The organism is Litoribacter populi, from assembly GCF_007483685.1.
GTDB classification, from domain to species: domain Bacteria; phylum Bacteroidota; class Bacteroidia; order Cytophagales; family Cyclobacteriaceae; genus Litoribacter; species Litoribacter populi.
Window position 1 is genome coordinate 116,088 of the sequence record NZ_VMKN01000002.1, and the last position, 23,116, is coordinate 139,203.

Genomic DNA, 23,116 nt, shown 5'->3' on the forward strand with positions numbered 1-23,116 from the left:
TCTCTTTATATTAATCTTCATCAAACCCCCTCCTTTTCCAAAACCTTTGCCGCAAGCCAATCCCCCACTGCTGAGGTGCTATGCGATTTACCGCTTTCCGCAATATCCTCCGTCATCACTCCTTCTTCCAAAGAAGCATTCACCGCATCACTAATGGCTTTAGCTTCATCTTTCAGCCCAAAGGCATATTCAAACATCATCGCCGCTGATAATACCATCGCTAATGGATTAGCTATATTTTTGCCAGCTGCTTGTGGGTAGGAACCATGAATGGGCTCGAAGAGCTTGTTTTCCGTCCCCAGTGAAGCTGATGGCATCAGCCCCATCGATCCGCTGATCACGGAAGCCTCATCGGTGAGGATATCGCCAAACAGGTTTTCGGTGATGAGAACATCATAAGCTTTTGGCCATTGGACCAGCCGCATGGCCACAGCGTCCACAAATTCATATTCCACCTTGACGTCAGGATATTCTGGGGCCAAACGCTGTACGGTCTCCCTCCACAATCTGGAAGTAGCCAGAACATTTGCTTTATCCACGCAGGTAAGCAGCTTACGCCTTTTCTGGGCAAATTCAAACCCCATTCTTGCAAGCCTCTCAATTTCCTCCACTGAATACACGCAGCTATCGAATGCCACCGTCCCCTGCTCGTTCCTTCCTCTGGGTTCACCGAAATATATCCCTCCGGTAAGCTCTCTCAAAAACACCAAGTCTGTCCCCTCAATCCTTTCCTGTTTCAATGGGGACTTATAAAGAAGGGAAGGAAATGTAAATGTTGGCCGCACATTGGAAAACAGTCCCAGTTTTTTTCTCATCAACAACAACCCCTGCTCAGGTCTTACCTTTGCCTTTGGGTCATTATCATATTTTGGGTCACCAATAGCACCAAATAGAATTGCGTCGGCATCTAGACATACCTGATGGGTTTCTTCAGGGTAAGGCAGGCCAGTGGCATCAATGGCCGCAGCTCCCACTTTAGCCTCCTGATAAGTAATCTTATGGCCAAACCTCTCGGCAACTGCATTGACAACTTTAACTGCTTGGTCCATCACCTCTGGACCTATGCCATCACCTGGCAATAAGGCTATTTTCAATTCCATCTTTAATGTCGTTTTTATGGTTGTCGGGTCCCAACTGTTCTATTATGTTCAGCATCTTTTCGGTTGCTTTCATAGCAGCCACGGTTTGGTCACCGTCCAGTCCTTTTGTTTTAAATATTTTATGCGTCTGCCAAGTGATGACAGTTTCCACCAAGGCATCAGTTTTCCCCCCTGGAGGGATGGTAACATGAAAATCGGTCAGTCTTGGCAGTTCCTTGCCCAGAGTTTTATATATTTTCTTAAGAGCCTTCATAAAGGAATCATATTGACCTATTCCGGAAGCATAGCTTTCATAAGACTTTCCGTAAATGTTCAATTTAAGTTGTACAGTCGGTTTCAGATCCTTTGAATGCGTCATATGATAGCCCTCAATCTTGATATCATGCCGAATCGATTCCTGCTGCAACACATCCGAAATAATATAGGGCAGATCCTCTTGGGTAACTTTTTCCTTCTGATCACCAAGCTCTATCACCTTTTGAGTAACTTTCTTCAGCTCTACAGCATTTAACGAAATTCCAAGCTCGCTGATGTTTTTTAGGATATTGGCCTTTCCAGACGTCTTTCCAAGTGCATACTTTCTGGTTCGCCCAAACCTTTCCGGCATCAGATCACTGAAATATAAATTCTTCTTTTGATCCCCATCAGCATGAATTCCGGCCGTTTGGGTAAACACATTTTCTCCTACCACAGGTTTATTTACCGAAATGCGTAAGCCTGCAAACTGTTCTACTAGTTTACTGACCCTGAAAATCTTCTTTTCATCAATAGAAAGAGGCTGCTTGCAGAAATCATTTAATGCTGCTACGATGCTCTCCAATGGTACATTCCCGGCCCTTTCCCCCAATCCGTTGACAGTAGTATGAATACCTCTAGCACCAAATTTTACTGCATCCAAGGTATTGGCTACAGCCAAATCATAATCATTATGGGCATGAAAGTCGAAATGCACCTCAGGATATTTCCGAGTCAAATGACCCATAAAAGTTCTTACCTCCTTCGGCTCCAACAAACCAAGTGTATCAGGAAGCATGATGCGCTTAACAGGAAGTTTATGAAGAAAATCAATCAACCCCAGAGTATAACTCTTAGAATTTCTCATCCCATTACTCCAGTCTTCCAGGTAAACATTCACTTCCAGCCCATGCTGGGTGGCATAGTCGACAGCTTGTCTAATTTCTTCAAAATGCACAGTTGGAGATTTTTTCAACTGAAATTGTAAGTGGTTTAAAGAACCTTTTGTTAGCAGATTAATCACCTTCCCTCCAGCCGCCATAATCCAGTCGACTGACACAGGAGTATCCACAAAACCCAGCACCTCCACTTTTCCCAAGCAACCTTTATCTGCTGCCCAGGAGGTGATTTTTTTCACCCCTTCCAGTTCCCCATCAGAAACACGAGCAGAAGCGACTTCTATCCTATCCACGTGCAATTCTTCCAGCAGCAGCTTAGCTATCTGAAGCTTTTCAGCCGGAAGAAAGGACACCCCCGAGGTCTGCTCTCCATCCCTCAGTGTCGTATCCATGATCTCTATTTTCTTATTCACTTTCATAGTTGAATAACTGCAGAACTTGTCTCGAAGAGCGAAGCAAATCGGAAGCCCCAGAGAGCGAAGAGCAAATTCCATCATCCTGATAAACTAAAACTCTGTGCCCTTTGCATTTCTGTGGTCATCTTTTTACCTACTTTTTTCAAACTTCACTATCTTTTCCTTCAAGTGGAGTAGGTAATCAATATCATCAAAGCCGTTCTGCATATTATCTTTCTTATAGGGATTGATATCAAATGATTCACTTCTTTCGGTTTCCTGAAGGGTAATAGTCTGCATTTCAAGATCTACTTTAAGGGTAGTTGCTGGGTCTTTTTCGACTGATTCGAAGATTTCTTCCAAAAACTCCGGGGTTACCGTGACCGGCAAAATGCCCACATTTAGTGCATTGTTTTTAAATATGTCGGCAAAGAAACTAGAAACCACACACCTGAATCCATAATCGTAAATCGCCCAGGCAGCATGTTCTCTACTAGAACCGGATCCGAAATTTTTTCCAGCTACCAAAATCCTGCCCTCATAAGTGGGGTCATTTAATATAAAATCCTTTTTGGGTTGTCCCTGTGAGTCATACCTCCAATCTCGAAAAAGATTGTCGCCAAAGCCCTCCCTTTCGGTCGCTTTTAGAAATCGCGCAGGAATAATCTGGTCAGTATCCACATTTTCTGCAGGCAGGGGGACTACCCTGCTAGTAAGCACATTAAATTTATCGTAAGCCATTATTTCTGTTTTTCAAAAATCCTCAAACATCAAACTCCTGCATAATCTACCACCGGCAACTCTCTAGGGTCGGTAATCACTCCGGTGATAGCAACTGCCGCCACAGTCAAGGGGCTCGCCAAAAGTGTCCTGGCCCCCGGTCCTTGTCTACCTTCAAAATTGCGGTTTGAAGTGGAAACCGCATATTTTCCTGCGGGAATCTTATCATCATTCATAGCCAGACAAGCTGAACAGCCAGGTTGGCGAAGCTCAAAACCGGCAGCTTCGAGAATATCGACCAAACCTTCCTCATGAGCGAGTTTTTCAACTTCTTTTGAACCCGGTACGATCCAGGCGGTAATGTTTTCTGCTTTTTGCTTACCCTTGACGTATTGAGCTACCGCCCTGATGTCCTCAATCCGGCCATTGGTACAGCTACCTACAAAGACATAATCCACTTTCTTACCTTTGATAGGTTCTCCTGCTTGAAAACCCATGTAGTCTAAGGCTTGTTGATAAGATTTTTTATTGCTTCCCAATAAGTCAGCTCCTGCCGGAATGTTGTCTTTTATCTTGATACCCATTCCAGGGTTGGTACCGTAGGTTATCATTGGCTCTATGTCCCCGGCATCAAAATGGTGTTCTACATCAAAACCAGCGCCCTCATCTGTTTTCAGGGTCTGCCAGTACGCTACCGCATCATTCCATTCTTTTCCCGCAGGTGAATACTTCTTCCCTTTCAGGTATTTATATGTAGTTTCATCCGGAGCAATTAATCCTCCTCTAGCCCCCATTTCAATACTCATGTTACAGATGGTCATCCGCGCTTCCATGCTCAGGGAAGTAATGGCCGAACCCGCGTATTCAAGAAAATACCCTGTACCGCCACTGGCTGAGATTTTTGAAATCACGTATAAAATGATGTCTTTGGACGTCACCCCCTCGCCAAGTTCCCCATCAATGGTTATTCTCATTTTCTTAGGTTTAGACTGCATGATGCATTGGCTGGCAAAAACCATCTCCACTTCACTGGTACCAATCCCAAAAGCAATGGCCCCGAAAGCACCATGAGTTGAGGTATGGCTATCCCCACACACAATGGTCATCCCAGGTTGGGTCACTCCTAATTCTGGACCTATGACATGTACAATCCCATGATGCTCTGTCCCTAAATCGTGGAGTTCAATGTCGTATTTCTTACAGTTTTCACGGAGCCTTTCAACCTGCATTCTTGAAAGCTTGTCCTTAATGGTTTTATCTTGCCCTTCGGTGGGCACATTATGATCAGGTGTGGCAATAGTCCTATTGGGAAAAAGTACCGTATTACCCCTTTTTTCCAAATTTAGGAAGGCCACCGGACTGGTAACTTCGTGTATAAAGTGCTTGTCGATAAAAAGGACGTCTGGACCTTTCTCAACAGACTTAACCACATGGGCTTCCCATATTTTATCGAACAATGTTTTCTTTTCCATAATTTAAAGGGTCACTTGTTGTTTGATGGGTAATTTATTTAAGGCATCCACAAAGGCTTGGGCGGAAGCTACAACTATATCGGTATGGCAAGCGAATCCATGATAGGGTTTCTTGTCGCACATCAGGCGCATGTGCACCTTGCACACATCATCACTTCCTTTGGCCATAGACTGTATTAGAAATTCATCAAGTTCTATTTCTTGATCCACATGCTTTTGAATAGCCTTTAGCACTGCATCTACTGGACCGTTGCCTTCAGCTGTTGCCACATTGGTTTTTTCTCCAACTTTCAATTCCACTTCAGACCGAACAGTGTCGCCATATTCATATCGAACTTTTCCAAGTTCGACAAAACCGCTTTCATCCACATACTCACCCAAAAGCTGAAAAAGATCTTTTCTTCCAATATCCCTTTTGACATCGGCCAACTGAAGGAAATCCTTATAGATTTTTTCCAGCTTTTTTCCTTCACAGGTAAAACCCAACAGCTCAAGATGATGTTTCAAGGCAGCCCTTCCACTTCTTGCTGTCAGCACAATAGAGGATTCCTCTACACCCACTTCCTGGGGGTCCATGATTTCATAGTTTTCTCTATGTTTCAAAACTCCATCCTGATGAATCCCAGAAGAATGGGCAAAAGCATTCCTCCCTACAATGGCCTTGTTTGGTTGCACGGGCATGTTCATGAGTTTGGAAACCAAACGACTCGTTTCATAGATTTTGGTAGTTTGGATACTGGTCTGCACCGGAATATCCTTGTGACACTTGATAGCCATCACCACTTCCTCCAAACTGGTATTTCCAGCACGCTCCCCAATACCGTTCATGGTAACTTCGACCTGCCGGGCACCATGTTGCACACCGGCTATGGTATTGGCAGTGGCCATTCCCAGATCGTTGTGGCAATGGGTGGCAATGATGGCTTGATCAATATTTCGTACATTTTCCTTCAAAAACCTAATCTTGTCCGCATACTGTTCGGGCAAACAATAACCAGTCGTATCGGGGATGTTGATCACGGTGGCGCCGGCCTTAATGGCTGCTTCCACGATACGGGCCAGGTATTCATTTTCTGACCTTCCGGCATCTTCGGCATAAAACTCTACATCCTCCACATACCGCTTAGCAAGCTTCACGGCCTGCACAGCCCTTTCAATTACAGCCTCCGGAGTAGAGCGCAACTTATGATGGATATGGTAAGTCGAGACTCCAATTCCAGTATGAATTCTTCCCTTTTTGGCATATTTCAAGGCATCTGCGGCCACTTCAATATCCTTTTCCACTGCCCTAGAAAGGGCACAAATCACAGGATTACTTACTGCTTTGGAAATCTCCACAACAGAATTGAAATCCCCAGGGCTAGAAATGGGAAAACCAGCTTCAATTACATCCACCCCCAATGATTCCAGTGCCTGTGCCACCAAGATTTTCTCTCGGGTATTTAACTGGCATCCGGGAACCTGCTCCCCGTCTCTTAAGGTGGTGTCAAAAATCCATAATTTCTCCATGGTCTTAGTTGTTTTCAGGTCTTAACTTACGGACGACAGCTCCAGCTTGCCACATCTCCGACTCCCTCAATTCTTGAAGCTCTCCTTCCAATTTACTTCTATAATCGTCTTTACTGTTTGAGTCAATCGACTTCACAGCCTCTTTTCCTTCCTTTACACTACTATATAATTCTTCAAAAACAGGTTTTGTGGCATCTCTGAACGGCTTCCACCAATCCAAAGCACCCCTTTGCGCCGTAGTGGAACAGTTAGCGTACATCCAGTCCATCCCATTTTCGGCCACCAGCGGCATCAAACTCTGGGTCAGCTCCTCCACAGTTTCATTAAAGGCTTCAGATGGGGTATGGCCGTTGGCTCGCAGTACCTCATACTGGGCGGCAAATATGCCTTGGATAGCTCCCATCAAGGTTCCTCTTTCACCAGTTAAGTCAGAAGTTACTTCCTTGTAAAAGTCCGTTTCAAACAGGTAACCTGAACCTACACCTATTCCCAAGGCAGTAACTCTTTCCTTGGCTTTTCCTGTAGCATCCTGATAGATGGCATAAGAGGAATTTAAGCCCCTTCCCTCTACAAACATTCTTCTGAGGGAAGTCCCCGACCCTTTTGGTGCCACCAGGATCACATCTACATCTTTGGGCGGTACTATGCCGGTTTTATCTTTGTAGGTCACACCAAATCCATGGGAAAAATATAAAGCTTTACCAGGTGTCAAATGTTTCTTCACGGTAGGCCACAAAGCAATCTGCCCAGCGTCTGATAGTAAATATTGCAGGATTGTGCCTTTTTGGGCTGCTTCCTCCAGTTCAAAAAGTGTCACTCCGGGCACCCAGCCGTCATCTACTGCCTTGTCCCAGGTTTTGGAATTCTTCCTTTGACCAACAATTACATTAAAACCATTATCCTTTAGATTCAATGCCTGTCCAGGCCCTTGCACTCCGTAGCCCAATACGGCGATTACTTCATCTTTGAGCACCTCTTTCGCTTTCTCCAGAGAAAATTCCTCTCTGGTTACTACATTTTCTTCGACTGTTCCGAATTTAAGCTTCATAGTTTTGATGGTTTGATTATTGTAAATATTGATCTAAAGTTTGCATGGGTTTGGACACCGCCACCCTTCCGGAGCGGGCAAATTCCATGATGTTGAATTTCTTTAATATGCTCAGCAACTCCTGGGTATCTTCTTTGTGGCCGGTCATTTCGATAACTACAAAGTCTTTTTCGGCCGAAATGATCCGAGCACTGTATTGGCGGATCACTTTCTCCAAACCCGGATCTAAACTGCTTACGGGCAATTTGTATAGGGCTATTTCCTGAAACACCACCTGATCATCCTCATAATAGAAGGCCTTGATCACATCAATGATCCTCTCCAGCTGATTGACTAACTGCACGATCTGTTCATCAGTCGTGGTCACCTCAATGGTAAGCCTGTAGATACCATCCTCCCTACTTTCCGAAGCCGTGATCCCACTTATATTGATTCCCCTTCGGGTAAAGATGATCGTGATCCGATTAAGTATCCCGATGAAATTTTCCGTGAATACTGATATAGTGAATTTTTTCATATGCTTAGCTTAACCTGATTTCATCCACCGAACAGCCCGTGGTGATCATTGGGAATACATTATCTTCCTTTGCCACAACCACTTCGAGAAAATAGGGTCCATCATGCAAGAGCATATCGGCAACAGCCTCACTCAAATCCTCTCTTTGCTCTACTTTGCTGCTTTTTATTTTATAGGCCTCTGCAATTTTGATGAAATCGGGATTTTCGAGTTCTGTAAAACTGTATCTTTTGTCAAAAAACATCTGCTGCCACTGCCGGACCATGCCTAGAAAATTATTGTTAAGAAGTATGATTTTTACAGGCGCTTTGGTTTGCATGATAGTCCCTAATTCCTGCACGGTCATCTGAATCCCACCATCACCCACCACACAAATCACCTGACGAGAAAGGTCGTGCAACTGTGCCCCGAGAGCTGCTGGAAGACCAAAACCCATTGTACCAAGCCCTCCAGAGGTGACTTGGGTTCGACTGCTTTTAAAGGCAAAATACCGCCAGGCAATCATCTGGTGTTGCCCTACATCTGTCACCAAAACAGCATCATCATCCTTGAATTCATTCACGTAGCGGACCACCTCGCCCATGGTCAAGCCTGTCTTAGTCGGAGTAAGGTCTCGCGAAACTACAGCCGCTTTCTCTTCATTTTCAAGTTGGAGAAACTCATCAAGCCATTCCTGATGGGAATTAGGTTGGACCTTTTCTATCAAAAGAGAGAGACTTTCCTTGCAATCACCCAGTACAGGCACATCTGCTTTTACATTTTTGTTAATTTCAACTGGGTCAAGTTCAAGGTGGATAACTTTGGCTTGCCGGGCGTACCTAGATAAATCGCCCGTCACCCTGTCATCGAAACGCATCCCCACTGCTATGAGCACATCACATTGATTAGTCAGTATATTGGGAGCAAAATTGCCGTGCATCCCTAATTTACCCACATACAAAGAGTGGTCTTCGGAAAGTGAGCCGGAACCTAGCAAGGTGCAAGCTGCCGGAGTACCTGTCTTCTCCAAAAATGCTTTCAGCTCTTCCTCTGCCTGGGCCATCAACACCCCTTGACCGTAAAGGACAAATGGTTTTTTAGCTGAGTTTATCAGCTCAGCTGCCTTGGCTACCATACTATGGCTAACTTGCGGAAATGGTTTATAAGACCGGACTTTGAATGTGGGGGTATAGTTAAATTCACCTAAAGCAAATTGCGCATCCTTGGTGATGTCTATCAAAACAGGGCCCGGCCTACCTGACCTGGCTATATAAAAACCTTTACTGATGGCCGGAGCGATATCCTCCACCCGCCTGACCTGTATGTTCCATTTTGTGCCTGGCATAGAAAACCCCACCACATCAGTTTCCTGAAAGGCATCTGTGCCCAGCAAGTGAGAAGCTACCTGGCCAGTGATGCAAACTAGCGGTGTGCTGTCGATCAGGGCATCGGCTAAGCCAGTAATCAAATTAGTGGCACCTGGCCCCGAAGTCACCATGCACACCCCAACCTTACCGGAAACTCTAGCAAACCCTTGGGCGGCATGGATTGCCCCTTGTTCATGTCGGGTAAGCACATGATTCACCTGATCAATATAGTCGTAAAGGGCATCATAAACCGGCATGATTGCCCCGCCTGGGTAGCCAAACAAGGTTGTCACTTTTTCTGCCACCAAGGATTTGATTACAATTTCCGCTCCTCTGATTTTAGTATCGTTCATAGCTTATGGATGTGGGTGAGTTAGTTTATCGGTCTGTCACACAACCTTCGGAGGCTGAGGACACTAAGGATTGATATTTTTTCAAGGTGCCCTGCAACTGCTTTTTGCTTGGGGCAACCCAAGCTTTTTTTCGTCTTTCAAGCTCTCCGGAGGAAAGCTCGACTTCTATCGAATGGGTCGCTGCATCAATGGTGATTTTGTCCCCATCTTTCAAAAGCCCAATCGGACCACCTTCATAAGCTTCCGGAGTAACATGGCCTACTACGAAGCCATGTGTACCACCTGAGAATCTTCCATCTGTAATTAGTGCCACCTCAGCACCTAAACCGGCTCCGATAATCATGGAAGTAGGTTTGAGCATTTCCGGCATACCTGGCCCACCTTTTGGCCCTACATAGCGAATGACGACGACATTACCTTTTACAACATTTCCATTCTTTATGGCATGATTAGCCTCTGTTTCACTATTAAAAACTTTTGCAGTGCCGGAAAATGAACTGCCCTCTTTGCCCGAAATTTTGGCCACTGAGCCCTCTGGTGCAAGATTACCTTTGAGGATGCAAAGATGTCCGTTGGGTTGCAGGGGTTGGCTTAATGGATGAATGACATTTATCTTTGAGGCCACGATCGGGGCTACATTCGCAAGGTTTTCTTCCAGCGTTTTTCCCGTCACGGTAAGACAGCCTCCATGGAGTAAACCTTCATTAAGCAAGTACTTCATGAATGCCGGTAAACCGCCTTGCTCGTGCAGATCTTCCATTAAGAAATTTCCGCTTGGTTTGAAGTCCCCCACCACTGGCGTGGCATCATTAATCCGCTTGAAATCCTCTAGCCCGAACTCTACGCCTGCTGTTTTGGCAATAGCCAAAAGGTGAAGCACCGCATTGGTACTCCCACCCAAGGCCACCACAACTCGTACTGCATTATCAAGGCTTTTTCTAGTGATGATTTTCTTTGGTGTGAGATCTTTCTCTAGGAGAGTGGCAATGTATTCGGCTGCCTGTTGGCATTCAATGGCCTTTTCGGGGGATTTGGCAGGATTGCTGGCACTGTATGGAAGCGACATCCCCATAGCCTCTATGGCAGATGACATGGTATTGGCCGTATACATTCCTCCGCAAGCCCCGGCTCCTGGACATGAACTCTTGATAACCCCCATGTAATCCTCATCAGTCAAAAGACCTTTAACCCTTTTCCCGTAGGCTTCAAAAGCACTGACCACATTTAGCTTTTCCCCCAAATAATTTCCGGAACTGATGGTACCCCCATAAACTAGAATGGCCGGCCGGTCAACTCTCAACATTCCCATGATGGCACCTGGCATGTTTTTATCGCAACCGGCAACAGCGACCAACGCGTCAAAGGAGTGACCCAATATAAAAGACTCTATGGAATCTGCGATGATCTCGCGGGAAGGCAGGCTGTAATGCATCCCTGAAGTACCCATGGAAATACCGTCACTAATCCCGATAGTATTGAACTTCAATCCGGTGAGTTTCTGCTTATTCATTCCGGCCTTGATTTGTTCTGCAAAACCATCTAAATGCATGTTGCAGGGGTTGCTTTCATAGCCGCAACTAGCCACGCCCACAAAGGGTTGCTTCATTTTCTCAGCCGAAAGACCTGTTGCATAAAGCATCGCCATTCCTGCCGGATGCTCCATATTATCACTTACTTCCCAACTGTGTTTTTTAAGCTTATTCATAGGTTTGGTTGATAGAAGGGTATAAAAAAAAGTGCCTTATGGATGAGGCACTTCATTTAACATTCAGGAATGGGGTGGCCTCATCTGCTATTGAAATAGAGAATAATAAAAATAAAGAGACCGAAAAGAGATTTCACTAGAGACATCATCTGTGTTTTTACGTTTGACATTACAATCTTAAACATCATTTCGGAAACAACCAATATTAAATTCTTAATTAATCCAATTTATCAAAATATATTATTTTAAGGATTTTTAATTTACCTAAAATATTTTAGCAATGATCAATTTTAGCAAAACTTCTCTCAGAGAAACTTTAAAAAATGAATAGTCTTCCAAAATTTTCTTCTTATTTAAGTATTTGTAAAAAAATAATTTTATTCAATGAATTGTTCTAATAAGAGAGGTCTTTATTTGCCTAAAAAGTAATTTTGATAGCCGATTTATAAATTCTCTCACAAGACCTATTCTCCGATAATTGTCTTAATTTTAACATTTCAGGATAAAATCAACAGAAGAATGCTCAGTTTCCCCAACGCCAAAATCAATTTAGGACTATATGTGACCAGTAAACGTAAAGACGGCTACCATGAAATTGAAACCTGTATGGTGCCGATTCCTTTATTTGACGCTTTGGAAATTATCCCTGGCAAGAAAACTGAGTTTACCACTACTGGACTTTCGATTCCTGGCAAAGAGGGAGACAACCTAATTTTAAAAGGGCTTAAATTGATGAGAAAAGACTTCAATGAACTGCCTCATGTGCATGTCCACCTGCATAAAAACATTCCAATGGGTGCTGGTCTAGGCGGGGGATCGGCTGATGGGGCTTTTGCGCTGAACACATTCAACACACTTTTTGATCTGCATTTGGAAAGTTGGTTTTTGGAAGACTACGCTGCCCAACTTGGAAGCGACTGTCCCTTCTTCATTGAAAACACACCAAAAATTGCAACCGGAAGAGGAGAAATCTTGGAACCTATTGAAATAGACCTGAAGGGCAAATGGATCCTTTTGATCAACCCAAACATCCACATCGGAACCAAGGAAGCCTATCAAGGCTTGACTCCTAAGAAACCAGCCAAACCACTTAAAGAAGTTCTTGGCAACACTTCTCTGTGGAAGGATGATTTGGTTAATGATTTTGAAACAAGTGTTTTTGCACAACATCCCCAAATCCAGGAAATTAAAGATAGTCTTTATGAAGAAGGGGCTTACTATGCTTCAATGTCGGGCTCGGGTGCTACGGTTTATGGTTTGTTTGATAAGGAACCCACTGTCGGAGATTGGCCTGAAGAATATTTTACCTTCAAGGCGCAATTGTAATTACTGTAGTCTCAAAAGTTGCTTGGCTTTTCTTCTTTTGTAGAAATAATTGAAGATCGGGTAAAGACACACAGAAAGCAAAATGATGCCGGTACCTACGTAAAAACCAATGGTCATCTTCTCACTTTCTCCAAAGATCATAAAAGCAAGAATAATCCCATATACCGGTTCCAAATTAACCGTCAGGTTTATGGCGTAAGCAGTCAGCCTTTTCATCAGCTCAACTGAAGCTGAAAAAGCGTACACAGTACACACGCCAGCCATAAGGATCAACCAAAGCCAATCATAGCCTTGCCAACAAAGTTGCAAGCCATTGTCGGTGAGAAAAGTCGTATAAATAGGGAATAGCAGGACGGTAAACAGACAGGCACCACCCATTTCGTAAAATGTCAGGACATAAGGGCTATGAGTTTTGGTAAACTTGCTGTTGATGATCATAAACACAGCGCCTAAAAATCCAGACCCTACAGCCATTGTTAGGCCTACCCAATAGCCAAACTCAAATCTAAAAATCACATAAAGCCCAACTATCACCATTAGGCCAAGTATCATTTCATACCATTTAATTTTGGACCTATTTACCAATGGTTCCAGAAAGGCCGTCCACAGGCTACAGGTAGCAAAACCCGCCAAGGCTACAGAAACATTGGAAATCCGAGCCGCCCAAAAGAAAAGAATCCAATGGAGAGAAATGATAAAACCTGTGCTGACAATTGACATCAAGGTCTTGGGAGGTAATCTAAATTGGTTTTGTTTAAACCATAAAATCGCACCCATGATCAGACATGAAAACAGGGTTCGGTAAAAAACAATCTCCACTGCCGGAAAGGAGAGTAACACACCCAGAATGGCCGTAAACCCCCAAATTAACACCACAAAGTGGAGTTTAAGGTAATCCTTTACAGAGGCGTCCATTATCGTGGAACCGTTTTATACATCACAAAGCCGGTAACCATAAAGACCAGGTTGGGGAGCCATACCGTCAATAGCGGGAATTGCGAACCAGATTCCGCAAAAGTCCTAGAAAGCAGAAATAGAATAATATACACGAAGGCCAATCCAAAGCCCATGGCAATCTTAAACCCTGACCCTCCTCTGGTCTTTTTAGATGATACGATCACACCAATGAATGTCAAAATCACCGCGGCAAAGGGAGACATAAAGCGTACGTATCGCTCAATACGGTAAAAATTCACATTATCGGCTCCCCTTTCCTCTAAAATGACAATCTGTTTCGAGAGTTCAGGAAGAATAAGTGTCTCGTGGTGGTTTTTGGGCAGGTCAAAGTCTTTTGGGGTAATGGAAAGCACCGTATCCATATTTTCCCCCACGGAATATACCTCTTTCATTTCCTGCAATTCTCGAATTCTCCAATTCTTCACTGTCCAAGCCCTCTTGGCAGTATCCCAGACGATTCGGTCAGCAGAAAGCTTTTTAAGAAGCTGTCCTTCCTCGATCTGCTCCATGGTAAAGGTATAGCCGATATTCCCTGAAGTGTAGTACCTTGAGAGGTAAGCGTAGGTATCTGGAGCTATTTTGATATGAATATTTTGCTTGTCAAAAGTCCGGTTATCTTCCAAGTACTCAGCCTTAAAGTTATATACTCCGGCAGTAGCAATAGGAAGTACCCAGCCATTCAGCAGAAAGCTGGCAACGCCTATAAGAATCGCAGAGGCCAGAAACGGCACCAACACCCTGGTAAAACTCACTCCCGAGCTCAAAATGGCGATGATCTCTGTTCTACCTGCCATCTTGGAGGTAATAAAAATCACGGAAATGAAGACAGTGATTGGAGTCAAAAGGTTGTTGAGGTAAAGCCCATAGTTGAGCATATACTTCAATATCTCGTTGCCTGGAACATTGTGTCGGATAAACGCATCATTCTTCTCGGTAAAATCCAGTACCAAGACGATCAAAATCAACATCAAAACTACAAAGAAGTAGGTTTTGAGGAAGTCCTTGATGATTAATTTATCGATTAATTTCATTCAGTTAAGTTAATCACTTTAATTCATTGCATTTATCACAAAAGCAAACACTTTTGAAATCAATGCTTAAATTCCAATATTAGTTTCAAGTCCCTACAACCTCCTACTTACTTTCTCCACCATCACATTTTTCCAACTAGCAAATTCTCCCGACTTAATCTTCTCCCTTGCCTGGCCAACCAACCAAAGATAAAAGCTTAAATTATGTATACTCGCAATCTGAGCAGCAAGGATTTCTTTGCTTACGGTCAGGTGACGCAAGTAAGCCTTGGTATAGAAATTACTTACATAACTGTTGAAACCGCTGTCAATAGGAGAGAAATCATCCTTCCACTTTTCGTTTCGCATATTGATGATGCCCTCGGTGGTAAAGAGCATGCCGTTTCGCGCATTACGGGTCGGCATGACACAATCAAACATGTCCACACCCAAGGCAATCCCCTCCAAAATATTGGTCGGAGTACCTACTCCCATCAGATAACGTGGTTTATCACTTGGCAAGATATCGGTTACCAGTTCGGTCATTTCGTACATCATTTCGGCAGGTTCACCTACCGAAAGTCCGCCAATCGCATTCCCCTCCTGATTGCAGGATGCAATAAATTCCGCCGACTGCTTTCTTAAATCTTTATAAACACTCCCCTGAACAATCGGGAATAAAGTTTGGCTGAAACCATACTTGCCCTCTGTACTATCAAAGCGGTCAATACACCTTTTCAACCATCTGTGCGTCATTTCCATGGAATTCCGTGCATAACCAAACTCACATGGATATGGTGTACACTCGTCAAAGGCCATGATAATGTCCGCCCCAATGCTCCTTTGAATATCCATCACACCCTCAGGGGTGAAGTTATGCTTGGAACCATCGATATGGGATTTGAACATTACTCCTTTCTCGGTAATTTTTCTTGTGCCCGATAGTGAAAAAACCTGATACCCTCCACTGTCTGTCAAGATTGGCTTAGACCAGCCGTTAAATTTATGCAACCCTCCTGACTTTTCAAGGATATCCAACCCTGGACGCAGGTAAAGGTGGTAGGTATTTCCCAAAATAATCTGGGCTTTCACGTCATAGGTAAGTTCCCGCTGATGTACGGCCTTGACAGAGCCAGCCGTACCCACAGGCATGAAAATAGGTGTTTCTATATCTCCATGATCCGTTTTCACCACACCGGCTCTCGCCTTGCTTTTCGGATCCGTATTTTCAAGTATAAATTTCATAATCTTTTTTTACCAAATCGCCCCGCCTTCAATGTCCTAGATGATAAATTGTTGGGCAGGTTTCTATTCCACACAGATTTGTGAGCCACAAAAATATAAGCTTATACTTAAAAGAGTTGTGGAAATTGATTTTATATTTACGGTTTATCAAATAATAACATGATCTTTCTGGTTTTGGGGTTACTTTTCCTAACCGCACTTTTATTTCAGTTAATCTACCTGGTCTGTATATATGGACGTTTGGCCTTCTTTTTCCGTCCTGTAAAGGAGAATACGAATAAGGACTTTAATACCGAAGCCGTCACCATGCTAATTGTAGCCAGAAATGAATTTGACAATCTTCAAAAGCTGATTCCTGAATTAGCAAGGCAAGACTATTTCAAATTTGAGATCATGGTGGTCAATGATCAGTCCAGTGACCAAACAGCAGAACTGCTAGAGGAGTACATGGAAATCTATCCCAATCTTAGAACGGTCACTATTAATTATACCCCATCACACGTAACCCCTAAAAAATACGCCCTGACATTAGGCATAAAAGTGGCCAAATATGACGTGATTCTGCTCACTGATGCAGACTGCAGACCAGCCTCAAAAAATTGGACTAGGCTGATGACTGCACCCGTAAGGTTGGAAAACAAGACTTTTGCCATCGGCTATGGCGCCTACCGCAAGGGCAAGGGCTTTCTTAATTGGCTCATCCAGTACGAAACAGTATTCACCGCTTTGCAATATTTCTCTTTTGGCCTTTGGAAATCGCCTTATATGGCGGTGGGAAGAAATCTTTGCTATCGCAAAAGCTTCTTTTTAGAGAAAAAAGCATTTAAGAATTTTTGGCATGTATTGGGAGGTGACGATGATCTTTTCGTCAACCAATACGCCAACAGTTCCAACACCAGCATGGTAATCGACCCTGAAAGCATCACGGTTTCGGAACCTAAAAGGACATTTAGTTCTTATAATACACAGAAGAAGAGACATTTCCAGGCAGGGAAATTTTATAAGACTCTTGATAAACTCAAAATCGGCCTATTTGCATTCAGTCATCTGTTGTTTTGGACAACGGGTGTTGCACTGATGGCCGTTTCAAAAGACCCGATAATCATTGCCAGCATCGGGGGCGTGTTCCTGATCAGGACAGCCATCGCCTATGGAGTTTTCCGTGGCGCCTATCGAAAATTTGAGGGCCAGACCAAAGTGTTTTGGACTATATTTTTCGATTTGATCTATTTGGGTTATTTTTGGGTCATGGGTACCAAAGGATACCTATCAAAAACAGTTAAATGGAAATAAACGAAAGAGGTTTCTCAGATAAAGCGCTTGAAGATTTTGAACTGATCGACAGGGCCGTTGGGCATAAAGACCAGCAGGCTTTTGCAACTCTGATGAAAAGGTACAAAAAAGCAGTTTACTTCATGATCCTCAAAATGATCAGGGATGCCGACGACGCCGATGACCTGACCATGGAGGCTTTTGCAAAGGCATTTAAAAACCTGCATAAATTCAAAAAAGACTACACTTTCAGTACTTGGCTTTTCCGGATTGCCACCAACAACACAATTGACTTTATCCGGAAAAAGAAACTGAAGACCATGAGTCTCAACAACACCCTGACCGACGATGGAGGCAATAGTGTAAACATTGACGTAGAAGACGACGAAAACAACCCTCAGGATGAGTTTATCAAATCCCAAAGAATTGAAATGGTCAGGATATTTGTGGATAAGCTTCCAGCAAAATACCGAAAACTAGTTCAACTACGATATTTCGACGAGTTATCCTATGATGAGATTGCAGCGGAACTGGATAAACCCTTGGGAACCGTCAAAGCCCAACTGCATAGGTCCAGGGAGCTTCTATTCGAAATCGCTCAGGGTAAAAATAAGCACATTTAAATAAAATATTAATAACCGCAGAGGAGCTGAGGACGCAGAGAAAATTTCTTCCTCTGTGATCTTTATGCTTCTGCGGTTTCTTTTTTCTCTCCATGAATTCGCAATTAGAAACCATATTCAAATACTTCCCCAACCTTACAGATAAGCAAAAACAACAGTTTGAACAGCTTGAGGCGCTATATGAGGATTGGAACAGCAAGATCAACGTAATCAGCCGTAAGGATTTTGAAAACTTTTATACCAAGCACGTGCTGCATTCCTTGGGCATTGCAAAAGTGATGGAGTTTCAGCCAGGCACCAAGATTCTAGACATCGGTACGGGCGGAGGCTTTCCAGGGATTCCTTTGGCCATCATGTTTCCTGACACCCATTTTCACTTAGTGGACTCAATTGGTAAAAAAATCACTGTGGTCAAGGACGTGGTCAAGCAATTAGGCCTGCAAAACGTGGAAGCCCAGCAAACCCGCGCCGAAGACCTTGTCAGAAGGTATGACTTCATAGTCAGCCGGGCGGTCACTCGGTTTACTAACTTCTACCCATGGGTGAAGGGCAAATTCAAAAAAGAAGACTTCAACGAATACCAAAACGGCATCTTTTACCTCAAAGGGGGCGATGTGGACGAAGAGATGGAAGAGGTGCACGTTTCGTACGTTTCCTATCATTTGGATGACTACTTTGAGGATGAGTTTTTTGAGACTAAGAAAGTTGTTTATGTGCCTTGGGAGGGAAAAAGGTAGTTTTGGTTACAATGGACAAAGTACAATGTACTAAGTGCAGCAGGTGTCACGATTTCTTACTTATTGGTGAGCTAGATGAATGACATGTTGTCCCGAGGGCTTGCCTCGGGACCTTAAATATTAAGGCTTTCCTTATTTTTAACCCTATTTTTCCCAGCTTTTTTGTATTTTAGATATCTAATCTAATTTTTATCCTCATGCTATTATAACTGCTTCAATCTGCCATTTTTATTTTCATCCCCGCATATGGAAAACCCAAATCAAAAAGAATTAACATCAGGGTTGCATAAAAGTCACTACGGGGATATCTATTTTGAAATTCTGCCGGAAGATGAAAAACCCATGGTGATTTTTATTCATGGTGTAGGAATGGACCACAGCACCTTCGATGTGCAGCTCAAAGCACTCAGATCAAACTATGGCTTGCTAGTTTGGGATTTGCCAGGGCACGGCCGTTCTACTTTAATAAATTACAATAAGCGATTTACGGAATTGTCCGCGGAATGTCTGAGTGGTCTGATGGAGGAGCTTCAAATAAGAAAGGTAATTTTAGTCGGGCAGTCTTTGGGCAGCATGATTGTAAAGCAATTTCAGATCAAGTTTCCGGGAAAAACAATTGCCACCATCCATATACCCGGCATCAAGTTGAAATCTCATGTGGGATCTTGGGAAAAAAAACTTGTACCCCCGCTTATGTTTATGTTCAAGCTTATACCTTCTAAAATATTCTATTCTGCATTTGGGAAACACCGGTCTGAGAAGAAAAATGTTCAGAATTATTTGTCTGAAACCATGAAGAGAACAGGCAAAAAACTAGCATTGAACATTACCGATGACATGGTATATGACTTGATTGATCACTCCCCCGCTCCAGAAAGTTCCCCTTCCCTAATCGCCTATGGCCAAAAGGATCTTATTTTCATTAGAAACGCAGCTCGACAATGGCATAAAGAAGAGCCTGGCAGCAGATGTGTTGAGATCTCAAATGCTAATCATATTGCCAATTAAGACAATCCTGAAGAGTTCAATAAGGCCTTAGTAGATTTTTTAAAAGAGGTATCAACACTTTGCTAATGAAACTAAAACTACCTATTTTGTAAGGTATTTCCCCATAACGACACCTAAAATGAAAAGAAAACTTTTTATGATTATCACACTGGCCCTTTTAAGCCAGATTGGTTTTGCCCAGGAATTTGACAAAGAAAAGTTAGACCAATATTTTGAGGCCCTCGAGAAAAACGACAAGTTTATGGGGAGTGTGGCAGTGTCACAAAACGGGGAAATCATATATACTAAAACGCTCGGATATTGCGATTTAGAAAACAATTTGAAACCAGACGAAAACTCCAAATACCGTATCGGCTCCATATCCAAAACATTTACGGCAGTTTTGACCCTCTTGGCTGTAGAACAGGATAAGCTGAAACTGGAACAAACTTTAGATGAGTTTTTCCCCACGATACCAAACTCAGACCGGATAACCATCAAAAATCTGCTAAACCATAGAAGCGGCATCCATAATTTCACCAATGACCCGGAATACCCCACCTGGCTCACTGAAGCCAAAACAGAAGAGCAAATGGTAGATATCATCACCAAGGCCGGAAGCGATTTTGAACCCGACAAGCAGACTGCTTATAGCAACTCAAATTATGTGCTGCTCTCCTATATTCTAGAGCGGGTTTTCAATCAGACTTATGCTACCTCATTGAGGGAATTTATTACCCAGCCATTTGATTTGGAAAACACTTTTTTGGGCCGAGAGATCAATACCCAAAACAATGAATGCAATTCCTACCGCTTTGCCAACAGTTGGAAAATTGAGCCCGAAACGGATATTTCTATTCCTCTGGGTGCAGGTGGGATAGTTTCTTCTCCAAGCGATTTAGTGAAGGTCAGTGATGCATTGTTTGGAGGCGAAATTCTCAAACAGGAAAGCCTTGAGAAAATGAAAACTATCCAGGACAACTTTGGTCTGGGCCTTTACCAGATGCCATTTAATGGCAGAGCTGGCCTAGGACATAGCGGGGGAATAGACGGGTTTTCCTCCTCATTTATTCATTTCACTGATGGGGAAATTTCCTACGCCATGATTTCCAATGGTTCAAATTACAACAATAATAACATCTCCATTGCAGTGTTGAGTGCAGCATATGGAAGACCAATTACTATCCCAGAATTTAAGTCGTATGATGTCAGCGATGAAGAACTCGACCAGTATTTGGGTGTATATGCCTCTTCCCAATTCCCAATGAAGATCACCATTACCAAAGAAAACGGCACCCTGAAAGGCCAAGCCACCGGCCAATCAGCCTTCCCTCTTAAGGCAACCGATAAAGACAAGTTTGAATTTGATCAGGCGGGATTGGTTTTGAAATTTAATCCTAAAGAGGAAACAATGGTGTTGAAGCAAGGTGGGGGAGAATTTGACTTTAAAAAGGAAAAGCAATAAGCAGAATTTGGCCTCAATTCCAATTTCGAAGCCTATGGTGACCAGGTCACAAAATTAAAGATGGAAATTGAAATCAAAATTTTAACCCAAGATGACCTGGAGACTTTCCAAGAGCTTTTGGATGTGTTCGACCATGTGTTTGAGTACAAGCCTTACACCCGACCGGACATCAACTACCTCGCAGAGGTACTCAGGAAAGATGGCTTTATGGCAGTTGTAGCCACTGTTGATAACCAAACCGTAGCCGGACTGACCGCCTACATACTTACTCAATACCATACCACTAAGCCATTATTATACATCCATGACCTGGCGGTGTTTCAGCCTTTTCAGAGAAAGGGAATAGGCAGCAGGTTGTTGAAATTTGTAAAGAAGCATTGCCGTAGCAACGGCTTTCAGGAAATTTACCTTCAGGCTGAATTGGAGGATGGTTACGCGCTTGATTTCTACCGCAGCACCCTCCCCAGTGAAGAAATCCAGGCCGTGAATTTTAATTACAAGACATCAAAAGACTAGACACTCTTCAAGTTTAGACCTTATACCAGCCTTCCCCCTTCCCCTTATGTCTATGTCCACTCCTTTTCATTTCAGACATTTGGCAGAGGCATAGGCCATGGAGTATAGGGAGGGTTTGGCAATTTGGCAAAAGCCATCAACTCTGATTGGGAGTACCATTATATTCCGGACGTATGGGATCTGGCTTCATCGGACTTTACTTAATATCCATGGGGGTGGTCATGAAAATAATCGACAAATTCTTTTCATTTCGAGTGACAAACTTGGATATTTAAATCAAGTCCGAAAGAATTTAATACTTTATGATAACATACATTTCCATATTGAGAGGAATAAATGTAAGCGGAAAGAAACCCATAAAGATGGATGCTTTGAGGGAAATGTATGAAAACCTGGGATATATGGATGTCATATCCTACGTGCAGAGTGGAAATATCATTTTTTCAAGTGACGAAATAGACCCCAAAATTCTGGAACAAAAAATATCCGGCCAAATAGAAACTGATTTTGGATTTGAAGTGCCTGTAATCGTATTGACCGTTGACAAACTGAAAAAAATCATTGAATCCAGTCCTTTTGTAAATGACAAAAACAAAGACCCTGCATTTTTGCATGTCACTTTTCTTGCTTCACCACCTACCACTTTTGATCAAAGGGTAATTGAAAGCAAAAAACAAAACGGGGAAGAAGTAAGCTTCTCAAATACTGCCGTTTATCTCTATTGCCCAAATGGCTACGGAAGAACCAAACTCACCAACAATTTTTTGGAAGCAAAGTTGAAAGTTGGAGCCACCACCAGGAATTGGAAGACAACAAGAGAGCTATTGAGAATTGCAGAGCAAAGTTAAAACCGTTCCAGCTGGATGTGAAGTTGGGATGACACATGACTCCACTTGGATAAAGTAAAGGGCACTTCTACCTTGATATCCTTTTCTTGTTCCTTCATTTTTCCCAGATAAATTATTCTACTTTCCTAAAAATATCCTCCAAATCCAACTCAAAACCAGCTATACAGGTAGACTTCACCACATCACCATGAGTAAATAATCTGGAGGGAACAAATTTCCCATTTTTCAAAATGTAAACCAGCAAAAACTCTCCCTCGGGCTGAAATATCCAATATTCCTTAACCCCACTTTCCTCATAAACTTCGTATTTGCTTTGAAGCTCTTTTCTATTATTTCCGGGAGACAGGATTTCCACCACCAGGTCAGGAGCTCCAATACAGCCTGCTTCATCTATTTTCTTAGGGTCACATATTACGCAAATATCCGGCTGGACCACGGTAGTAATATCCTCATCTTACTTAGAATTAACTGGTAGCCGTACATCAAACGGGGCTGCGAAAACGCTGCAGGTCTTCTTTTCTAGAAAATAAAACAACTTACTCGTTACATTTGCAGAGATTGCCTGATGTCTCATTTTCGGCGCTGAAGCTTGCTTGAAGACCCTCCTTTTATCAGCTCCACCATCCCATCTATCTCCCAGGTCAGATAATCGGCATAAGAGTACCTCCCATATTCTGTAAAAGGCTCCTCCAATTGACTATTTTTGTTTTCATCTTCCATTATTCCTTTCTATTCTATTGGAATACTAAAATAATCAAAATTCAGACAAATCCCTCGGACCAATAAACCATAACCCACTTAATATCAGTACCTATGAACCAAAACACACATT

20 protein-coding genes and 1 pseudogene are annotated in these 23,116 nt (G+C 43.1%); 8 read left to right on the plus strand and 13 right to left on the minus strand.

What is annotated here, in order from left to right:
- Nucleotides 1–20: 20 nt before the first annotated feature.
- The 9 genes from leuB to ilvD form a co-directional block, all read right to left on the minus strand.
- On the minus strand, nt 21–1,100 hold the full coding sequence (leuB, locus tag FPL27_RS16265; protein ID WP_143962294.1) for a 3-isopropylmalate dehydrogenase: 1,080 nt from the start codon (nt 1,098–1,100) through the stop codon (nt 21–23).
- Nucleotides 1,069–2,652 (minus strand): alpha-isopropylmalate synthase regulatory domain-containing protein, encoded by a 1,584-nt coding sequence (locus tag FPL27_RS16270; RefSeq protein ID WP_143962295.1) that lies wholly within the window; start codon nt 2,650–2,652, stop codon nt 1,069–1,071. The genes leuB and FPL27_RS16270 overlap by 32 nt, the downstream gene beginning before the upstream one ends.
- Nucleotides 2,653–2,778: 126 nt before the next feature.
- The gene (leuD, locus tag FPL27_RS16275; protein WP_143962296.1) at nt 2,779–3,369 is read right to left on the minus strand and encodes a 3-isopropylmalate dehydratase small subunit; all 591 of its coding nucleotides are present in this window, start codon (nt 3,367–3,369) and stop codon (nt 2,779–2,781) included.
- A 29-nt stretch (nt 3,370–3,398) separates the two neighbouring features.
- Nucleotides 3,399–4,820, minus strand: coding sequence for a 3-isopropylmalate dehydratase large subunit (gene leuC / locus FPL27_RS16280; protein WP_143962297.1), 1,422 nt, complete (start codon nt 4,818–4,820; stop codon nt 3,399–3,401).
- Nucleotides 4,821–4,823: 3 nt separating this feature from the next.
- Nucleotides 4,824–6,329 carry a 2-isopropylmalate synthase gene (locus tag FPL27_RS16285; protein ID WP_143962298.1) on the minus strand — a complete coding sequence of 502 codons (1,506 nt, stop codon included), beginning with the start codon at nt 6,327–6,329 and terminating at the stop codon, nt 4,824–4,826.
- A gap of 4 nt (nt 6,330–6,333) precedes the next feature.
- Nucleotides 6,334–7,377, minus strand: a complete 1,044-nt coding sequence (gene ilvC, locus FPL27_RS16290) for a ketol-acid reductoisomerase (protein ID WP_143962299.1) — start codon at nt 7,375–7,377, stop codon at nt 6,334–6,336.
- A 16-nt stretch (nt 7,378–7,393) separates the two neighbouring features.
- The gene (gene ilvN, locus FPL27_RS16295; RefSeq protein WP_143962300.1) at nt 7,394–7,894 is read right to left on the minus strand and encodes an acetolactate synthase small subunit; all 501 of its coding nucleotides are present in this window, start codon (nt 7,892–7,894) and stop codon (nt 7,394–7,396) included.
- 4 nt (nt 7,895–7,898) lie between these two features.
- On the minus strand, nt 7,899–9,593 hold the full coding sequence (ilvB, locus tag FPL27_RS16300) for a biosynthetic-type acetolactate synthase large subunit (protein ID WP_143962301.1): 1,695 nt from the start codon (nt 9,591–9,593) through the stop codon (nt 7,899–7,901).
- A gap of 25 nt (nt 9,594–9,618) precedes the next feature.
- Complete coding sequence (gene ilvD, locus FPL27_RS16305; RefSeq protein WP_143962302.1) at nt 9,619–11,298, minus strand: dihydroxy-acid dehydratase; 1,680 nt, start codon at nt 11,296–11,298, stop codon at nt 9,619–9,621.
- 519 nt (nt 11,299–11,817) lie between these two features.
- Between ilvD and ispE the strand changes: the two genes are divergently transcribed.
- A complete protein-coding gene (gene ispE / locus FPL27_RS16310) occupies nt 11,818–12,624 on the plus strand; it encodes a 4-(cytidine 5'-diphospho)-2-C-methyl-D-erythritol kinase (protein ID WP_143962303.1) in 807 nt (268 codons plus the stop codon).
- Here the strand turns inward: ispE and FPL27_RS16315 are convergent, their stop codons facing one another.
- From FPL27_RS16315 to tgt, 3 genes are all read right to left on the minus strand, one after another.
- Nucleotides 12,625–13,539 (minus strand): DMT family transporter, encoded by a 915-nt coding sequence (locus FPL27_RS16315; protein ID WP_143962304.1) that lies wholly within the window; start codon nt 13,537–13,539, stop codon nt 12,625–12,627.
- Nucleotides 13,539–14,612 carry an LptF/LptG family permease gene (locus tag FPL27_RS16320; RefSeq protein WP_143962305.1) on the minus strand — a complete coding sequence of 358 codons (1,074 nt, stop codon included), beginning with the start codon at nt 14,610–14,612 and terminating at the stop codon, nt 13,539–13,541. Before FPL27_RS16320 ends, FPL27_RS16315 begins: the two co-directional genes overlap by 1 nt.
- A 93-nt stretch (nt 14,613–14,705) precedes the next feature.
- Nucleotides 14,706–15,836, minus strand: a complete 1,131-nt coding sequence (gene tgt / locus FPL27_RS16325) for a tRNA guanosine(34) transglycosylase Tgt (protein ID WP_143962306.1) — start codon at nt 15,834–15,836, stop codon at nt 14,706–14,708.
- 159 nt (nt 15,837–15,995) lie between these two features.
- Between tgt and FPL27_RS16330 the strand changes: the two genes are divergently transcribed.
- The 7 genes from FPL27_RS16330 to FPL27_RS16360 all read left to right on the plus strand — a co-directional run bounded on the left by FPL27_RS16330 (nt 15,996) and on the right by FPL27_RS16360 (nt 22,284).
- Nucleotides 15,996–17,129 (plus strand): glycosyltransferase, encoded by a 1,134-nt coding sequence (locus FPL27_RS16330; RefSeq protein ID WP_143962307.1) that lies wholly within the window; start codon nt 15,996–15,998, stop codon nt 17,127–17,129.
- Entirely contained in the window at nt 17,120–17,731 is a 612-nt protein-coding gene (locus FPL27_RS16335) for an RNA polymerase sigma factor (protein ID WP_143962308.1), read from the plus strand. The genes FPL27_RS16330 and FPL27_RS16335 overlap by 10 nt, the downstream gene beginning before the upstream one ends.
- A 92-nt stretch (nt 17,732–17,823) precedes the next feature.
- Nucleotides 17,824–18,468 (plus strand): 16S rRNA (guanine(527)-N(7))-methyltransferase RsmG, encoded by a 645-nt coding sequence (gene rsmG, locus FPL27_RS16340; RefSeq protein ID WP_143962309.1) that lies wholly within the window; start codon nt 17,824–17,826, stop codon nt 18,466–18,468.
- Nucleotides 18,469–18,714: 246 nt separating this feature from the next.
- On the plus strand, nt 18,715–19,476 hold the full coding sequence (locus tag FPL27_RS16345; RefSeq protein ID WP_143962310.1) for an alpha/beta fold hydrolase: 762 nt from the start codon (nt 18,715–18,717) through the stop codon (nt 19,474–19,476).
- Nucleotides 19,477–19,594: 118 nt separating this feature from the next.
- The gene (locus tag FPL27_RS16350) at nt 19,595–20,920 is read left to right on the plus strand and encodes a serine hydrolase domain-containing protein (protein ID WP_143962311.1); all 1,326 of its coding nucleotides are present in this window, start codon (nt 19,595–19,597) and stop codon (nt 20,918–20,920) included.
- A gap of 60 nt (nt 20,921–20,980) precedes the next feature.
- Nucleotides 20,981–21,436 (plus strand): GNAT family N-acetyltransferase, encoded by a 456-nt coding sequence (locus FPL27_RS16355; RefSeq protein ID WP_235893484.1) that lies wholly within the window; start codon nt 20,981–20,983, stop codon nt 21,434–21,436.
- A gap of 302 nt (nt 21,437–21,738) precedes the next feature.
- Complete coding sequence (locus FPL27_RS16360) at nt 21,739–22,284, plus strand: DUF1697 domain-containing protein (RefSeq protein ID WP_143962312.1); 546 nt, start codon at nt 21,739–21,741, stop codon at nt 22,282–22,284.
- A 112-nt stretch (nt 22,285–22,396) separates the two neighbouring features.
- Here FPL27_RS16360 and FPL27_RS16365 read toward each other — a convergent pair.
- Nucleotides 22,397–23,004, minus strand: a pseudogene (locus tag FPL27_RS16365) (Uma2 family endonuclease).
- Nucleotides 23,005–23,116 lie beyond the last annotated feature (112 nt).

Bases quoted from the DNA above. Each gene is read 5' to 3' on its own strand.
- leuB (WP_143962294.1), bottom strand. From the start codon at position 1,100: ATGGAATTGAAAATAGCCTTATTGCCAGGTGATGGCATAGGTCCAGAG.
- FPL27_RS16270 (WP_143962295.1), bottom strand. From the start codon at position 2,652: ATGAAAGTGAATAAGAAAATAGAGATCATGGATACGACACTGAGGGAT.
- leuD (WP_143962296.1), bottom strand. From the start codon at position 3,369: ATGGCTTACGATAAATTTAATGTGCTTACTAGCAGGGTAGTCCCCCTG.
- leuC (WP_143962297.1), bottom strand. From the start codon at position 4,820: ATGGAAAAGAAAACATTGTTCGATAAAATATGGGAAGCCCATGTGGTT.
- FPL27_RS16285 (WP_143962298.1), bottom strand. From the start codon at position 6,329: ATGGAGAAATTATGGATTTTTGACACCACCTTAAGAGACGGGGAGCAG.
- ilvC (WP_143962299.1), bottom strand. From the start codon at position 7,377: ATGAAGCTTAAATTCGGAACAGTCGAAGAAAATGTAGTAACCAGAGAG.
- ilvN (WP_143962300.1), bottom strand. From the start codon at position 7,894: ATGAAAAAATTCACTATATCAGTATTCACGGAAAATTTCATCGGGATA.
- ilvB (WP_143962301.1), bottom strand. From the start codon at position 9,593: ATGAACGATACTAAAATCAGAGGAGCGGAAATTGTAATCAAATCCTTG.
- ilvD (WP_143962302.1), bottom strand. From the start codon at position 11,298: ATGAATAAGCTTAAAAAACACAGTTGGGAAGTAAGTGATAATATGGAG.
- ispE (WP_143962303.1), top strand. From the start codon at position 11,818: ATGCTCAGTTTCCCCAACGCCAAAATCAATTTAGGACTATATGTGACC.
- FPL27_RS16315 (WP_143962304.1), bottom strand. From the start codon at position 13,539: ATGGACGCCTCTGTAAAGGATTACCTTAAACTCCACTTTGTGGTGTTA.
- FPL27_RS16320 (WP_143962305.1), bottom strand. From the start codon at position 14,612: ATGAAATTAATCGATAAATTAATCATCAAGGACTTCCTCAAAACCTAC.
- tgt (WP_143962306.1), bottom strand. From the start codon at position 15,836: ATGAAATTTATACTTGAAAATACGGATCCGAAAAGCAAGGCGAGAGCC.
- FPL27_RS16330 (WP_143962307.1), top strand. From the start codon at position 15,996: ATGATCTTTCTGGTTTTGGGGTTACTTTTCCTAACCGCACTTTTATTT.
- FPL27_RS16335 (WP_143962308.1), top strand. From the start codon at position 17,120: ATGGAAATAAACGAAAGAGGTTTCTCAGATAAAGCGCTTGAAGATTTT.
- rsmG (WP_143962309.1), top strand. From the start codon at position 17,824: ATGAATTCGCAATTAGAAACCATATTCAAATACTTCCCCAACCTTACA.
- FPL27_RS16345 (WP_143962310.1), top strand. From the start codon at position 18,715: ATGGAAAACCCAAATCAAAAAGAATTAACATCAGGGTTGCATAAAAGT.
- FPL27_RS16350 (WP_143962311.1), top strand. From the start codon at position 19,595: ATGAAAAGAAAACTTTTTATGATTATCACACTGGCCCTTTTAAGCCAG.
- FPL27_RS16355 (WP_235893484.1), top strand. From the start codon at position 20,981: ATGGAAATTGAAATCAAAATTTTAACCCAAGATGACCTGGAGACTTTC.
- FPL27_RS16360 (WP_143962312.1), top strand. From the start codon at position 21,739: ATGATAACATACATTTCCATATTGAGAGGAATAAATGTAAGCGGAAAG.